The 16,342-nt window shown below is 47.6% G+C and carries 12 protein-coding genes and 4 tRNA genes; 10 read left to right on the top strand and 6 right to left on the bottom strand.

Annotation, left to right across the window (positions count from 1 at the left end):
* Positions 1-49 precede the first annotated feature (49 nt).
* The 6 genes from N5E87_RS02035 to N5E87_RS02010 are packed head-to-tail and all read left to right on the top strand — an operon-like array spanning position 50 to position 8,307.
* Entirely contained in the window at positions 50-2,227 is a 2,178-nt protein-coding gene (locus N5E87_RS02035; protein ID WP_086904748.1) for a type I secretion system permease/ATPase, read from the top strand.
* Positions 2,224-3,606, top strand: a complete 1,383-nt coding sequence (locus tag N5E87_RS02030; protein ID WP_086904749.1) for an HlyD family type I secretion periplasmic adaptor subunit — start codon at positions 2,224-2,226, stop codon at positions 3,604-3,606. The genes N5E87_RS02035 and N5E87_RS02030 overlap by 4 nt, the downstream gene beginning before the upstream one ends.
* A gap of 26 nt (positions 3,607-3,632) precedes the next feature.
* The gene (locus tag N5E87_RS02025) at positions 3,633-5,048 is read left to right on the top strand and encodes a TolC family outer membrane protein (RefSeq protein ID WP_086904750.1); all 1,416 of its coding nucleotides are present in this window, start codon (positions 3,633-3,635) and stop codon (positions 5,046-5,048) included.
* On the top strand, positions 5,045-5,653 hold the full coding sequence (locus N5E87_RS02020) for an OmpA family protein (protein WP_086904751.1): 609 nt from the start codon (positions 5,045-5,047) through the stop codon (positions 5,651-5,653). Before N5E87_RS02025 ends, N5E87_RS02020 begins: the two co-directional genes overlap by 4 nt.
* Positions 5,654-5,671: 18 nt before the next feature.
* Positions 5,672-6,379, top strand: coding sequence for a transglutaminase-like cysteine peptidase (locus tag N5E87_RS02015; protein ID WP_086904752.1), 708 nt, complete (start codon positions 5,672-5,674; stop codon positions 6,377-6,379).
* 8 nt (positions 6,380-6,387) lie between these two features.
* A complete protein-coding gene (locus tag N5E87_RS02010; protein WP_086904753.1) occupies positions 6,388-8,307 on the top strand; it encodes an EAL domain-containing protein in 1,920 nt (639 codons plus the stop codon).
* Between the two features lie 181 nt (positions 8,308-8,488).
* Here the strand turns inward: N5E87_RS02010 and N5E87_RS02005 are convergent.
* From N5E87_RS02005 to N5E87_RS01990, 4 genes are all read right to left on the bottom strand, one after another.
* Positions 8,489-8,565 (bottom strand) — tRNA-Pro (locus N5E87_RS02005).
* Positions 8,566-8,618: 53 nt separating this feature from the next.
* A tRNA-Pro gene (locus N5E87_RS02000) sits at positions 8,619-8,695 on the bottom strand.
* Positions 8,696-8,709: 14 nt separating this feature from the next.
* Positions 8,710-8,785 (bottom strand) — tRNA-His (locus N5E87_RS01995).
* 53 nt (positions 8,786-8,838) lie between these two features.
* Positions 8,839-8,915 (bottom strand) — tRNA-Arg (locus tag N5E87_RS01990).
* 208 nt (positions 8,916-9,123) lie between these two features.
* Here N5E87_RS01990 and N5E87_RS01985 point away from each other — a divergent pair.
* The gene (locus N5E87_RS01985) at positions 9,124-11,754 is read left to right on the top strand and encodes a diguanylate cyclase (RefSeq protein WP_086904781.1); all 2,631 of its coding nucleotides are present in this window, start codon (positions 9,124-9,126) and stop codon (positions 11,752-11,754) included.
* A 29-nt stretch (positions 11,755-11,783) separates the two neighbouring features.
* Here the strand turns inward: N5E87_RS01985 and rep are convergent, their stop codons facing one another.
* A complete protein-coding gene (gene rep / locus N5E87_RS01980; RefSeq protein ID WP_011627416.1) occupies positions 11,784-13,799 on the bottom strand; it encodes a DNA helicase Rep in 2,016 nt (671 codons plus the stop codon).
* Positions 13,800-14,014: 215 nt separating this feature from the next.
* Between rep and N5E87_RS01975 the strand changes: the two genes are divergently transcribed.
* The 3 genes from N5E87_RS01975 (at position 14,015) to N5E87_RS01965 (ending at position 15,121) form a co-directional block, all read left to right on the top strand.
* Entirely contained in the window at positions 14,015-14,269 is a 255-nt protein-coding gene (locus N5E87_RS01975; protein ID WP_011621181.1) for an accessory factor UbiK family protein, read from the top strand.
* A 94-nt stretch (positions 14,270-14,363) separates the two neighbouring features.
* Positions 14,364-14,702 carry a hypothetical protein gene (locus tag N5E87_RS01970; RefSeq protein ID WP_089068657.1) on the top strand — a complete coding sequence of 113 codons (339 nt, stop codon included), beginning with the start codon at positions 14,364-14,366 and terminating at the stop codon, positions 14,700-14,702.
* A 53-nt stretch (positions 14,703-14,755) separates the two neighbouring features.
* A complete protein-coding gene (locus tag N5E87_RS01965) occupies positions 14,756-15,121 on the top strand; it encodes a hypothetical protein (RefSeq protein ID WP_279774965.1) in 366 nt (121 codons plus the stop codon).
* Here N5E87_RS01965 and N5E87_RS01960 read toward each other — a convergent pair.
* Complete coding sequence (locus N5E87_RS01960) at positions 15,118-16,284, bottom strand: crosslink repair DNA glycosylase YcaQ family protein (RefSeq protein ID WP_279774963.1); 1,167 nt, start codon at positions 16,282-16,284, stop codon at positions 15,118-15,120. The genes N5E87_RS01965 and N5E87_RS01960 overlap by 4 nt on opposite strands.
* Between the last annotated feature and the right edge of the window lie 58 nt (positions 16,285-16,342).

The following is a 16,342-nucleotide window of genomic DNA, read 5'->3' as shown; positions in this document are numbered from 1 at the left end:
TGACCCATACTTCTGATAATAAAATAAAAATCAAAGGATAGATAAGTAGGTGCCTGTTACAGCCTCAGAAAAAGTTGAGCAGTGGACTATTTCCGCTTCACAGCGGGTAATAGTCGACCCTCTACTTGATTGTTTAGTGTTGCTCACTGAACACTTTGGAAATCCATGCTCGAGTGATTCACTTGCGGCAGGTCTGCCCTTGTCTGGGGCAGCATTAACTCCCGATTTAGTACCGCAAGCGGCATCTCGTGCTGGACTAGCGGCAAAACTATCGCGTAAGGGGTTAAACGAAATATCCCCGATACTGCTGCCATGTATTTTGCTCTTAAAAGACAAGAAAGCCTGTATCCTGCGCGAACTCAACCTCGAGTCAGATAGAGCGGTTATCCAACTGCCTGAAACCGGCGGTGAAGAAGTGCTCACAATAGAGGCACTTGAAACCTTATATGTCGGCTATTTATTCCTTGTAAAACAGGAATACCGTGGCGATATGGGGTTCGACGTTTACTTACACGACAATAAAACCCATTGGTTAGTACAAACCTTAAAAGACTCCGCGCCCATTTATCGAGATGCGTTAATCGCCTCGGTGTTGGTCAACATCTTTGCGTTAGTCTCTCCACTGTTCATCATGAATGTGTATGACAAGGTTGTGCCTAACCTAGCCTTCGAGTCCCTATGGGTATTAGCCATAGGTGCATCTATCGCTTACCTATTTGACTTAATCATGCGACAACTTCGAAGTTATTTGATTGATGTTGCTGGTAAAAAAGTCGATATCATAGTGTCATCACGGCTGTTTGCAAAAGCGATTGGCATCCCGCTTGAGCGGCGCGCACCGAGTATTGGCGGCATGGCCAAGCAACTGGGTGAGTTTGATAATATTCGAGAAATTTTAACCTCGGCGACCATCACAACATTGGTCGACTTACCATTTGCACTCTTCTTTCTCATCATCATCTACATTGTAGCGGGGGATTTAGCGGTTATTCCCGTAGTGGGTGGTTTGATTATTATCGGCTTTACGCTTTATACCCAACCTAAGCTAAAAGCTGCCATTGAAGAAGGTAATAAGTTCTCCAGCTTAAAACACGGTCATCTGATCGAAAGCCTCTCTGCTCTTGAATCGATTAAGGCCAACGGCGCCGAAGGGATTGTTCAGCGCAGCTGGCAGCAAATGATCGGCCATAGTGCTAACTGGCAATTGAGATCGAAAAAACTCTCTAACTCAGTCTCCAATATGGCTAACTTCATTGTACAATTTACGGTTGTATGCGTAGTGATTTTAGGGGTATACCGCGTTGCCGATAATGCCATTTCCATGGGAGGGATTATTGCCGCTGTAATGTTATCGAGCCGAGCCATAGCACCGATGGCACAGCTAGCAGGTTTGATGACCCGCGCGAACCATACCGCCAGCGCACTACGCCAGCTCAACGAACTAATGGTACAAGAAGACGAATTCGAGAACAAAGGCCACCTCGTCAGCAAACAACGCTTGATGGGTAAAATCAACGCCGATCACGTGGGCTTTAGCTATCCCGGTTCAGAAAAACCTGTGCTCTACCCTATGACGCTCACCATCAATCCTGGTGAACGTATCGCTATTATTGGCCGCAATGGTTCGGGCAAAAGTACCTTAGCCAAACTCTTGGTTGGCCTATTTCAACCCACCAGCGGGAGCCTGCGTTACGATGGCGTCGACTCGGCGCAAATTCATCCTAGCGATCTTCGCCGTAACTTTGGCTATCTGCCGCAGGACGTCACCCTTTTCCATGGGACTATCAGAGATAACATTCTATTTGGTACTCGCCAAGTGACCGAGCATCAACTGATCCGTGCAGTCCAGCTGTCCGGTGTTAGCCAGTTCACTCACTTAGAAGCAGAGGGTCTGGATCAGCAGGTGGGCGAAGGCGGTATGTCACTGAGCCGCGGTCAAAGACAAACCGTTGCCCTTGCCCGTGCCACACTTAACGATCCACCTGTGCTATTAATGGATGAACCCACAGCCAGTTTGGATGCGCGCGCCGAGCAGCAATTTATTCGCTCTATGCAAAATGTTAGTAAGGACAGAACCTTACTGTTGATCACTCACAAAATGCATTTATTACAACTGGTTGACCGAATTATTGTGCTGGAACGTGGCCATGTGGTTGCCGACGGTCCCAAAGCCGAAGTGTTAGAAAAACTCAATTTTGGCCTAGTGACTGGAGGCCCGAAACAATGAGTAAAAATCTAACCGCAAATGATTTGGACATGGTGGATGACGTTTATGGCGCCATGATGACTGATGCTCCCAGTGGGCACAGACTCATTATTTGGGCCTTGGCAGCTATGGTTGTCTGCTTCTTGTTATGGGCAGGCTTTGCCAAGTTGGATAAAGTCACTACGGGTTCGGGTAAGGTCATTCCCTCTTCGCAAGTGCAAGTAATCCAGAGTCTCGATGGCGGCATCATGCAGGAGCTGTATGTGCGAGAAGGCGATGTCGTCACTAAAGGCCAACCTTTGGTTCGCATCGATGACACACGTTTTCGCTCCGACTTTGCTCAACAAGAGCAAGAGGTTTTTGGTTTAAAAACCAATGCCATCCGTATGCGTGCCGAGCTAGACAGCATATTGATTTCAGACATGACCTCAGACTGGCGTGAACAAGTTAAAGTCACCAAGAAAGCCCTAGTGTTTCCTGAAAGCCTAATCGAGGCTGAGCCAGCGCTAGTGAAAAGACAGCAGGAAGAATACAACGGCCGCTTAGACAACCTAAGCAACCAGTTGGAAATTCTGGTACGTCAAATCCAGCAAAGACAGCAGGAAATTGATGATCTCGCCTCAAAAACCACCACCTTAACGACCAGTATGCAGTTGATTTCGAGGGAACTCGAGCTCACTCGGCCACTCGCCAAAAAAGGCATCGTGCCCGAAGTCGAATTACTCAAGCTTGAGCGTGCCGTTAACGATGCCCAAGGTGAGCTAAACTCCTTACGATTACTCAGACCTAAGCTGAAGGCCGCATTAGACGAAGCGATTCTTAAGCGCCGTGAAGCCGTATTCGTTTATGCCGCCGATCTTCGCGCACAACTTAACGAAACCCAAACACGCTTATCACGTATGAACGAGGCTCAAGTGGGTGCGCAGGATAAGGTGAGTAAAGCAATTATTACTTCCCCTGTTAACGGTACCATCAAGTCTGTGCATATCAATACCTTAGGAGGTGTTGTTCAGCCTGGTGTCGATATCGTGGAAATCGTTCCCTCAGAGGACCAACTGCTGATTGAAACCAAGATCTTACCAAAGGATATTGCGTTTCTGCACACAGGATTACCCGCGGTCGTCAAAGTCACGGCCTACGATTTTACGCGCTACGGCGGCCTAAAAGGTACAGTCGAGCATATTAGTGCCGATACTTCACAGGACGATGAAGGAAATAGCTTCTACCTTATAAAGGTAAGAACAGAAGAATCCAGTTTAGTAAAAGACGATGGCACACAGATGCCAATTATTCCGGGAATGTTAACGACCGTTGACGTTATCACCGGACAAAGATCCATTCTTGAGTACATTTTAAATCCAATTTTAAGGGCTAAGGATACCGCGCTCAGAGAGCGTTAAGCCTGTTATAAACCGGGAGGTTTGCAATGAAGACTTCAGTTAGACAACAATTTCAATGTTCAAAACTAGCGATTGTATTATCAGTTATCCTGTTACCGCTATCGGCTCACAGCCAAACGCTCGAACAAGCGGTAGCACATACACTTGATACAAATCCTGACTTGCGCGTTGCGTTTAACCGCTTCAAGGCCAGAGAAGAGCAAGTGAATCAAGCGATTGCGGGCTATATGCCAACAATTGATGTCACTGGTGGCTATGGCTATGAACAAACCGACAGTGTATCGACTCGTCGACGCCCGAATGTGGGTGATGTTGATAGCAAAGGAGTTGCTGAACTCAACCGAGGTGAGTTTGGTGTGAGCTTAAAGCAAATGCTATTTGATGGCTTTTATACCAGCAGTGAAGTTGATCGTTATAGCTTTGAAGCCAGTGCAGACCAGTGGGCGCTTCTTGCCGCAGCAGAAGACATGGCACTTGATGTCAGTAAGGTCTACCTCAACTATCTGCGCACCGATGAGGTGCTCAAATTGGCTGAGAAAAACCTCAACAGCCACAAAGATATTTATGAGCAAATCAAACAACGTACCGATTCAGGTTTAGGCTCGACTGCGGATCTCTCACAAATTACCGGTCGTCTCGCCCGTGCCAATGCGAACGTCATTTCTGCACGTAATAATCTACTCGATGCCAAAGCACAATTTATTCGTGTGATCGCGGCTGATCCTGTTGATTTGATCCAACCCGTACCGGATGCAGATTTACTGCCGAAAGATCTTAACTCGGGCCTTACCGACGCGCAGGAAAACCACCCGATTTTAAAATCCGCAGCCAATGATATTCGCGCCGCCGAGAACGAACGTTCGTCGGTGCAAGCAAGTTATTATCCACAAGTCTCGTTAGAGTTAAATGGTAACTGGAACAACGATGTGGGCGGTGAAGACGGCGTTAGCGCGTTAGCCAGCCAAAACGTTGGCGGTTACAACAACGATCTGGTTGCTATGGTGAGAGTGAGATACAACCTGTTCGCTGGCGGTAAAGATCTCGCCCGCGAAAAAGAAACAGCCTACAAGTTAGGTGAGGCCAAAGAAATCCGTCAACGCGCGCAGCGTGAAGTGGTTGAAGGCGTGAACTTAGCGTGGAACGCCTATGAAATGTTAGCCCCACAGAAGCAATATATCCGCGACCATGTGATGGCAGCAAAGGACACCCAATCTGCTTATGCCCAACAGTTTAACTTGGGCCAACGCAGCTTACTCGACTTACTCGATACCGAAAACGAGCTGTTTGAGGCACGTAAAGATTACTTACAAGCCGAATACGATGAAATCATTGCAAAATATCGCGTACTCAACTCTACTGGACGTTTACTTGACTCCTTAAAAGTTACTCGCCCAGAAGCATGGCGTGGTGAGCGCAACTACGAGGGAGGAGCCAACCAATGAAAACCCTAATTCTATTTATGAGCGTGGCGCTTTTAGCTGGTTGTTCCATGCGGGATACAGTTAATATTGAAGAAATGACCACGACTCAGGCCTATGATCTGTCCGACAAGGATGGTGATGGCGTGATTGAAGCACGTGAGCGTTGCAACGACACCGCCAAAGGCGCAGGTACGGATAATTATGGTTGCGGTCAAGTAAAAGCGATTAATGAGCGTAAGGAAATCAATGTATTATTTCCAAATGACTCAGCTTATATTGCACCAGAGTACTATCCTCAGATTGAAGAAATTGCGATGTTTTTACGTCAATATCCCACGACTAAAGTGACTATAGAAGGTCACACTAGCCGCACTGGGACAGATGAAAGAAACGCCGTACTTTCTCAAGAACGTGCTGATGCCGTCACCGCGGTGCTAGCGGATCGCTTCAGCATCGACAGAGCTCGACTCACAGCCATTGGCTACGGCTCTAGCCGTCCATTGGTACTCGAGCATACGCCTGATGCTGAAACCCGTAACCGCCGCGTAGTCGCGGAAGTGACCGGTGATGATACGACGACAGATATGAAATGGACGATTTACTCTGTCGATGAACCCACTAAATAAAGGCTAACAGAATAGGCTATGAACGGCAGGCTAAGGGATTACAATTCGTTTTTGCGGGCCTGTCGCTTAAGCCTAATCGCGTCTGCGCTTGCGGTCGGCTGTTTATATGCCAGCCCGACCCAAAAGCTGGATGAAGCCAAAATTACCTCAACGCTGGAGAAGCGTTATGGTGAGCGCGCGGGTATGCGTGCAAGAGCTTGGTTTAAAGTGGTGGCAGAAGCCAGCACGCTCGACGAAAAAGATAAACTTTTAAAAGTGAACAACTTTTTTAACTTATTCCGCTTCGTCGATGACATCAAGTTATGGGGAGAATCAAACTACTGGGCGACTCCAATGGAGTTTATTGGCGTAAATGGTGGCGACTGTGAGGACTTTTCCATTGCCAAATATTTCACGTTACTCCAATTAGGTGTGCCCGAAGATAAGATGCGGATCACTATGGTTAAAGCCACGAGCGTGAATCAGTATCATATGGTGTTGGCTTACTATGATACGCCTTCATCCATCCCTCTAGTACTCGATAATCTCGACCATGTCATCAAACCCGCAACACAACGTAAAGATCTCATACCCGTTTACAGTTTTAACGGTAAACAGTTATGGCTAAATAAAGAACAGGGACGAGGCGTTTTAGCTGGCTCGTCAACACGACTCGAAAAATGGAATGACCTTAACCATAGGTTAGGGGTTGATCGCCTAAGACAACCCAAATTAAAACTGGAGTAGCACCCAAGATGACACTGTTTAGACAGATTTATTCGCTGCTTTTTAGCCTGTTTTTGTTAGTAGTAGCAAGCCTTGGCTATGTGCAATTCACTGAGACTCAAAGCTTTTTAACCAAGCAAATGGAATCGGATCTAAACAACGCCAGTACTTCGCTTGGATTAATGCTTACTCCTGCACTTGAAGCTGGCGATACTGCGGCTGCCGAAACCTTAGTTAACGTTATTTTTGAAGGCGGCTATTATCAAAATATCAAGTTGACTTGGATGGTTGATGGCAAACAACAGGAATGGAATAACCCGCTAAAAATTGAAGATGTGCCCCAATGGTTCATCAATTTAAAACTATTTAAGACAATCAAAAAAGAAAGCACTATTACCTCTGGATGGTTACAACTGGCTCAACTAGAAATCACTGCGCACCCAGGTTTTGGTTACCATGAATTATGGCGAATTATGTCAAATACCATTATCGCCTTTTCATTGCTGTTTTTAGTCGCAATTTTTACTGCAAGATTAGGATTAACTTGGATCCTAAAACCACTCCACGCTTTATCTGATCATGCTAAAAAGATTGCTGCGCGCCAGTTTGGCCCCGATATGCCCTTGCCTAAGACCACAGAACTCAAAGATCTCGTTACCGCATTCAACAGTATGTCAGCTCAACTTAAACAACTCTTCCAATCGCTCGATGAAGAAGTTGGTACTTTACGTAAAAAGAATCTCACAGACCCCGCCTCTGGACTGCCTAACCGCCAATATGTGGTGAGCCGTCTCAATGGCTGGCTAAGCGAACCGAGTAGCGGTGCCCTATTTTTAGCTAAGCTAGACTGGCTCGAAGAAGTTCACAGTAAATATGGCTATCAGGTTCGCGATGAAACCATTCGCCTATTGGCCGAAAAACTGGTTCAGCAACTCAATGAGATCACCCCATCCGTGGTGGCGCGTATTGCCGCGTTTGAATTTGCTTTCCTCGTTACCGATGTCGAGCACGACCAAATAAGTAAGTACCTGCAAACCCTGATCCGCACCATCAACCAAGAAATCTCTAAAGCAGGCTGTAAGCCCAATGAGAACTTTGCCATCGGTGTCGCTGAACGCATCGGTCAGATGAAGGTGTCAGACATTCTGGCGCAGGCGGATAACGCGCTGCAAAAAGCCCTGAAGGAACATAAATCCTTCCATTGGTTCGAAACAACAGAGCAACAGCTGTTTACCCGTGAACAGTGGCGCGACAACTTAAGCCATGCCATCAGCAATAAGAAGTTTAAGTTCCGTTGGCAGCCTATCCAGTTTTGTAATGGTGATGGTGTCGCCCAGCGAGAGCTTTACTGTCAACTTGAGTTGGGCGATAAGGTGGCCCACGCTGGCCAGTTTATGCCCTATATTGAACTGCTATCACTCGGCTCTCTGCTCGATAAGTGCCTGATTGAGACAGTATATGAGCAAAAACTACTTGAGCGTAACTATGAGCCACTGGCAATCAACCTGACGCATCAAAGTATTAGCGATACCCTGTTCCATGACTGGCTCAATCACTTCCTGCGCAGCATGCCACAGGTCGAGCGCATCTGCTTTGAAATCCCCGAAGCAGGCGTCTATAGCGATTTAGAGTCCTGTGTGCTGTTATGCAATATTATTCGTGATAATGGCGCTAAATTTGGTATCGACCACTTTGGTCGCCAATTTGGCTCAATGTCGTACCTTCAAGAGCTAAGACCAAGTTACGTCAAGCTCGACCAATCCTTCTCCTACTATGACGAGGCCTCACATAATAGCGAGCTCTGCCGCGCCATTATCAATGTCGCCAAAGGATTGGATATTCAGGTGATAGTGACAGGTATCCAAGAAAAAGCGCAGTTAGAACGCTTTGATGAGCTTAAAACTGACGCCTATCAAGGCTTTATCGTTCCGCCAGAGAATATCGACTAAGTCGAATATCTTTGCATTAAGGCTCCTACGGGAGCCTTAATTATTTGAGCGGGGAGAATGGCTACTTGGCTATGTCGTGCAATAACGACTACTCGCAAGGCTTAAACAGAGGCATACAGCCGAGAGACAGATACAAAAAAGCCCCAGTTATTCCTAAGGAATTCTGAGGCTTCAATGTAATTGGTCGGTGATAGAGGATTCGAACCTCTGACCCTCTGGTCCCAAACCAGATGCGCTACCGGACTGCGCTAATCACCGTAACTGTTAACTATTTGCCTGAAAAATCAAGCGCGCTAGTTATGCGAAGAATGTGGTCGGTGATAGAGGATTCGAACCTCTGACCCTCTGGTCCCAAACCAGATGCGCTACCGGACTGCGCTAATCACCGAGATGTAAATGAAATGGGGTGACTGATGGGGCTCGAACCCACGACAACCGGAATCACAATCCGGGACTCTACCAACTGAGCTACAATCACCACTGACTTTCACTTTACTGCTAACCTTCAAGCTCACAACTCATTCGGAGAAATGGTGCGCCCAAAAGGATTCGAACCTTCGGCCTCACCCTCCGGAGGGGTGCGCTCTATCCAGCTGAGCTATGGGCGCTCGCCTTGGTTAGCGCCGCATATAGTATGGACAAATAGCCTTTGAGTCTATAGCTGTTTTGCACTTTTTTTACTGACTGCTCAAGTTTTGATACATTCGCATGCTTTTTCGACGAAACTCCATCGTAAATATGGCTTGGATGTTACGGTATTTCATGTTAAATATAACGTTTGGTAAACAATTAACGCAGAACTGATTAGTGAGTATCATGTTTAGGGATGAAGATGGAACTACCCCGCCTCGAGCTCATGAGGTTGAACGCTTAAAAAAGAGACTTAATCGCCTCAAATATTTGGCGCATAAGTATAAGCGTGCCGAAATCGTTCAAAATGCGTTACTCGAATTATCCCATATCGCGACTCAGGTTTCTTCCCTCGAAGAATTCTATCTAGGTGTGCATCAACACCTAAAGCAACTAATCTCTGCCGATAATTTTTTTATTGCCACTCTAGATGTGAATAGCGGGGACATTTCTGTTCCCTTCTTCGCCGATGAAAAAGACGCCCACCCCGCCCAACTCTATCCCGAGCAATCGCTATCCACCCTGCTACAACAGGGCTTAACGGGCTATGTCTTTCGCACTGGCGAAACCGTATTGTGCGATGAGGCTAAAGTTGACGAACTGGTTCAAGCGGGCGAGATAGTCAATCTCGGCTCGCCTTGTCACCTATGGCTAGGCGTCCCCATTAAACATGAAGGCATAGTGACCGCGGTACTCGTAGTGCAAACCTATGATACCAACGTGAGTTACGGCGATATCGAGGTCGAGTTAATGACCTTTATTTGCCATCACATTGCCGGCGTGATGGAAAGGCTTAAACATCAAGAACAACTAGAACAAGCCATTCAGCAACGCACTAAGGAACTCAGCCAAGCCTACGATAAACTCAAGCAAGAAGTGTATGAGCGCCGCAGAGCCGAGCGGTTACAAAAGTCGTTATTTGAGATTGCTGAACTTGCAAGCTCAGGCTCAGATAACCCTGACTTCTATGCCCAGTTGCATAATGTGATTCGCCATCTTATCCCCGCCAATAACTGTTATATCGCTCTGTTGAATGAAGAAGGCACTCACTTAACCTTCCCGTTTTACGTGCCGCAATTAGGTAATCAACATCCAGGTTCAAGGCCTTTGCAGGATGGATTGACCGAGTATGTGCTTAAACACAAGCGCCCATTATTACTCGACCAAAATGATATCAATGACTTAATCACCTCTGGCGAACTTTACGCTAAAGCCCCCGCACTAAACCACACCCAAACAATGCATCAATGGATAGGTATTCCACTGTTTATCCATGATGAAGTGCGTGGCGCCTTGACCATCTACAGCTTCAGCATGACCCAAAACTACCAAACTAAAGATTTGGAATTGCTGACGTTTGTATCCCAGCATATCGGCGCAGCCATCGAGAAAAAGCTAACGGCAGAATCTTTGCGCCGTAGCTATGAAGAATTAGAAGAAAAAGTCGCGGCACGCACCACGGCTCTTGCCGAGTTAAATAAGGATCTTGAAAAAGAAATCCGCCAACGCCGCAATATGGAAGCCAAGCTAGTGCATGATGCCAAGCACGATGCGCTCACAGGGCTGCCGAATCGCGCCATGTTTATGGAACGCCTCAACCAAGCCATTAAACACGTGCGTCGCCATAGCCTAGAGCAGTTTGCCCTATTGTTTATCGACCTCGACCGCTTTAAGCAAATTAACGACACTATGGGGCATTTAGAGGGGGATAGGTTCTTAATTGAAACCGCTACCCGCCTACGCGCCTGTATTCGCAGTAACGATACCTTAGCCAGACTCGGTGGTGATGAGTTTGTTATCCTGCTCGATAGTATTAATGGTATTAACGATGCCCGTGATGTTGCCGAGCGGGTGATTCAAAAAATCTCACTCTCCTATACCTTAGGGGCAATCGAGTTTCACTCGGGCGCCAGTATTGGCATCACCATCAGTGGCAATAAGCTAGATACCAGTGAATCTATGCTACGCAATGCCGACACCGCCATGTACCAAGCCAAGGCAAATGGCAAAGGCTGTTATGTCATCTTCGACGATAGCGCCTCCCAGCAAAAGATGCAGGACATTGCCTTCGAAAATGATTTTAAGCAAGCTTTACAAACTGGTGAGTTACAACTGCAGTTTTGGCCGATTGTCGATTTACAGACACAGCAAACCCAAGCTTTAGAATGTCGTTTGACCTGGGAGCATCCACAGTGGGGCACCATTCCACAGGAGATCCTCAGCCAGTTAGCCGAACAAGCGAACCTGATGGTCGAACTGGATAAGTATACGATTAGCTTGCTGGATAAGAGCTATCATCAACTACTTGCCAACCAAGGCGATAAAGTTGAATTACACCTTATGCTGTCGAGCCAACATCTAAAGCATAAGCACGCGCTGCGTGGACTCAAAAACGCCCTAAAGCAGACTAAGCTTGCACTGCCACAGCTATGGCTGTTTTTTAATGAAAAGGCATTAGTGCTGGAAACAGAGAATCACATTAATGGCTTTGAGTTGTTGAAAAAGCTGGACGTGAACTTGGGGATCAGCCACTACGGCAGTGGCCACAGCTCATTAAATAGCTTGTTATTCTTACCCATTAAGGGCTTAAAGCTCGATGCCAACATCACCAAACAATTGCAGGATGAGCAACACATTAAGCTGATGTCGGCTTACCAGAAAGCGGCTTCGACCTTAGACTTACAAACCTTTGTCGACGGGCTACAATCCGCCGAGCAGATAAAAATCTTCCACGCATTAGGTTATCGCTTTGGCCAAGGCGGTGCCTTAGCCTCACCTTTTTTATTGTCAGACACCACACAACAGGTCTGTGCCTGAATGCAGTAATCACATGATGAATCTTGTGATTACTGCTTTTTAAACATATCCCTTAAATTTGAGATATGGCTGCGGCCAGTCTGCATGCGCTCCTGCTCGGTTTGCTGCGGTTTACGGTTCTCCCAAATAAGGTCATCCTGCGGTAACTCATGCAGAAAACGGCTCGGCTCGCAGCGCATGGTTTCACCAAACTGGCGACGCTCACGGCAGAGGGTAAACCACAGCTCGCGCTGGGCACGCGTAATCCCCACATACGCCAGACGACGCTCCTCGTCGACGTTATCTTCATCTATGCTGGTTTGATGCGGCAGAATGCGCTCCTCAACCCCCACCATAAACACGAAGGGGAATTCCAACCCTTTAGAGGCATGCAGCGTCATTAACTGCACCTGATCGCCACCTTCATCCTCGCTGTTACGCTCCATCATATCCCTAAGCGTCAGGCGGTTAACCACCTCAGGCAAGGTCATGGGTTCTTCTAACTCATCCCCCGAGAGCATTTCAGTCACCCAGCGATAGAGCTCGGAGATGTTTTTCATCCGCATCTCAGCGGCCTTGGCACTGGTACTGGTCTCGTATAAATAGTCTTCGTAATTAATCTTACGGATCAATTGTTTTACCGCCTCTACGGGCTCGCCTCGCTCGGCGTGCTCCCCGGTATCGACAATAAAACGGCCAAATTGATACAAGGCCGACATGGCATTAGGCGGTAAATGATGATTCAGCTCAGGGTCAAAAATTGCCTCAAACATGGAGATATGTTTCTCGTTGGAGAAGTTACCCAAACGCTCTAAGGTCGATGGACCAATGCCGCGCTTAGGCAAGTTTACCACTCGCAAAAAGGCGTTATCATCGTCGGGATTTACCACTAATTTGAGGTAGCCCATGATGTCTTTAATCTCGGCACGGGCAAAAAACGAGGTACCGCCACTTAACTTGTAGGGGATACGGTTAGTCATCAGCGCCCGTTCGAGCAGGCGAGACTGGTGGTTTCCCCGATACAGAATCGCGTAGTCACCAAATTGGGTACGGCCAACAAACTTGTGGCGAATGATTTCGGCAACGACACGCTCGGCTTCTTGCTCCTCATTGGCGGCAAACAGCACCCGCATCGGCTCACCATAAGCCAACTCGCTAAATAACGACTTATCGTACACATGGGGATTGTTGGCGATAAGGATGTTAGCCGCCCGCAAAATACGTTGGCTAGAACGATAATTCTGCTCGAGTTTAATCAGCTTAAGCGTGGGAAAATCTTTGCCCAACAACACTAAGTTCTGCGGTTTAGCCCCGCGCCATGAATAGATGGACTGGTCGTCGTCCCCCACCACGGTAAAACGCGCGCGCTCACCCACCAGTAATTTGACCATCTCATACTGGGAAGTATTGGTATCCTGATATTCGTCCACCAGCAGGTATTGGATCTTGGTTTGCCAGCGCGTACGCACTTCCTCGTGATGCCTTAGCAATAAGGTCGGTAGCAGAATTAAGTCATCAAAATCTAAGGCGTTGTAGGCTTTCATATGCTGGGCATAACGCTGATACAACATGGCAAACAACTGCTGTTGTTCATCCTTTGCCAGCTTGCGCGCCTGGTCGGGAATAATCAGCCCACCCTTCCAGTTGGAAATCGCCCCCGCAAGGGCTTTGAGTAAGTCTTTATCTTCCTGTAATTCTTTTTGAGTCAGCTCTTTAAGGAGCGCGAGCGTGTCTTGATCATCGAATAACGAGAACCCAGGCTTTAATCCCAGCACTTTATGCTCACGTTTTACAATTTCAAGCCCCAGGGTGTGGAAGGTCGAAATCCACAACCCTCTAGCCTCTTTGCGCCCCATAGACTGAGCGACCCGCTCCTTCATCTCGCGCGCCGCTTTGTTGGTAAAAGTTACCGCCGCAATATTGCGCGCATTGTAGCCACACTTTTGCACTAGGTAGGCAATCTTGTTGATAATTACGCGTGTTTTGCCACTGCCCGCGCCCGCTAACACTAAGCAGGGACCCGAAACATAATGAACGGCATCATTTTGGGCAGGATTGAGTTTCATCTTCGCGCAATATCCAAACAAGTCTTCAGAAGGGGGATGGGATCATAGCAGAAGCTAAGGTTTTAAGGCCAACAAATCCCCTTGCAATCGTTATCACACCGCCGTGACAAAGCGCGCAATCGTGGCGATGAGCACGGCCCAATCCGCGGCTTTACTTTTGAAAGCTAACGTACTGAGTTACAATTCATCCATTCAGCAAAGAGGCGGACAAGATTATGATCAATCCAAAGAAAATCGAAGAAATGGCGAAGCAACTGAGCGATAGTTTGCCCAGCGGTCTTAAGCAATTTGCCGGTGAATTTGAAGAGCGCAGCAAGCAAGTGCTGCAAAATCAATTGCTCAAGTTAGATCTGGTTTCCCGTGAAGAATTTGAAGTACAGCAGCATGTACTACTGAAAACCCGCGAGAAGTTAGAAGCTCTGCAGGCGCAAGTTAATGAGCTTGAGAAAAAGCTGAACGCCGCGGACTAACTGATAATGCATGTGTGAAAGAGCACAGTTAGCGATAGCGCAGCTGTGCTTTTTTGTTTTTAACACTTCAAGCATTGAGTCACTTAGGGAAATAATGCAACAACTCGCCAGCTACATTCTCGCCATTCAAGGTTATCCTAGCCCGGTTTCAGTGGTGAGCCACACCCAAGAGCAGCACAGTTATCGGGACGATAATGCTGAAATTTGCGAATCCTTGACCTTGTATCACTTCGACAACGGGGTTGTGGTCAGCCTGTTAAGCGAGCAAGATACACAGGCTGATGAGTCAGACGCGGTTTGTGCCGATTATTGGCTCAGCTATCGCCTCGTGACGGCCGATATCGCGATTTCGCCGCAGCAAAAGTCCTTTAGTAATCTGTGCCAACAAGGCTTTTGGCTTAAGATGCAGCAAGGGCTTACCGAGCGAAAATAGTTGTGGGCGCCAAGACTTAAGCGCTCGAGTTCGAATCGTCAGGGAAGAAGACAATGGATACCGCAAGCACCACTTTCTATCAGGACTATCTCCTTTGGGGATTGTTACTCCTTGGCGGTCTGCCACTGCTCAGTTATCCCTTTGTGGTTCTCGCAAGCCTGATGGGGCTTGCAAGCCAAACCACGATTAAAGTGCATTGGTTTTATCGGCTGATGAATAAAAGCTTTTTGTGGGGACCCCTGGCTTATCCCTTAGTGTACATTCCCTGCTATTGGCTCGCGCGCAGTGAAAACAGTTCATTATCCTTAGGCTATGCCGCCCTGCCACTACTCTTTTTAGCACTGCTGTACCTGTGCTTTCGCTGGATGGATGTACCAACTAAAGACAAGCGCCCAGATAACGATAAAGATCCCGATTAGATCTTCTGCTGCCGTGCGTATTTTTGTTTAAATGCCTTATGGTTAGCCTTCACCAATTTCCAGCGGCTACAGCCATTAAAGCGCGCATACTCAGTGACTGCAGCCTCAAATGCCGCACAAAAGTCATCATCCATGCCATCGAATCCAGCTTCTAGGGTTAGCTGCTGTAATAACAATAAACCGCTTTGCCGCTCAGCTTTCACATCTACTCGACCAACGAAGCGGTCGCACCATAAAATCGCGAGGGAGTAATAGCCATATTGGCGTTTTTCGGCGGGCACATAGACTTCAATTTGATAATCAAAATCAAACCATTGCTTTAATCGTTGCCGCTGAATTAATAGATTATCGAAGGGATTGAGTAACCAGACTCGGTTGGGCATCGCAGCGGTTATTTGCAGCTCGGGGCGATAAAAATACCATTGCCCTTCGGCCTTAAAGCTCGCTAATTCACCTTGGGACTGCATTGCGGCTAATTGCTCATTCACATTAGCTTTTATGCCTTTGCGCAGATACGCGATTTGCGCCGCCGAGCCAAAGGCATGGGCATCGAGGTAACGCTCAATCAAATGGTGGGCAAATTCGGCCTCACTCGGCGCTTGGGTATTGATATGCTCTGGCAGCACACGCTCGGTAAGATCATAACATTTTTGAAATTTTTCCCGCCGCACCACCATTAGCTCACCGCGCATAAACAACTGCTCTAGCGCTTTTTTGGCGGGTTTCCAGTCCCACCAGGCGCCGTTTTTACCTTCGGTATGTTCAAAGTCACTGGCTTTAAGTGGCCCTTCAGCGCGAATGCGGGCGCGCACTTCCTGCATCACCTTATCGTCTGGCTCAAACCAATGTTTTCCGCCATTTTGTAGCAGCTGTTTACGCTGCAAACTAAAACGGTAGTCGGCAATCGGCAAATAGGCCGCCGCATGGGACCAATATTCAAAAATCTCCCCCTGTGCTAACGCCGTATCTAGCATCTGCGGTTGATACTGCGGCATCCGGCTATGCAGCACATGGTGATGCGCCCGCTCGACCACATTGATAGAGTCGATCTGCACATAACCAAGGCGGCTAATCAGCTCGCTCACCGACGAGTGAGGTTGCAGTAAACCTTGCTGCTGCATATTCAGCTGTAACCACTCGCGGGGTGAAAAAGGGTTCGACATGCACTCTCCAAAGGTACTAAAAGCGAATAGCTATCTCAAATGGATACCCTTATCGGCT

The organism is Shewanella sp. GD03713 (assembly GCF_029843705.1).
Lineage (GTDB): Bacteria > Pseudomonadota > Gammaproteobacteria > Enterobacterales > Shewanellaceae > Shewanella.
This window is presented reverse-complemented; position numbering and strand designations above follow the sequence as displayed.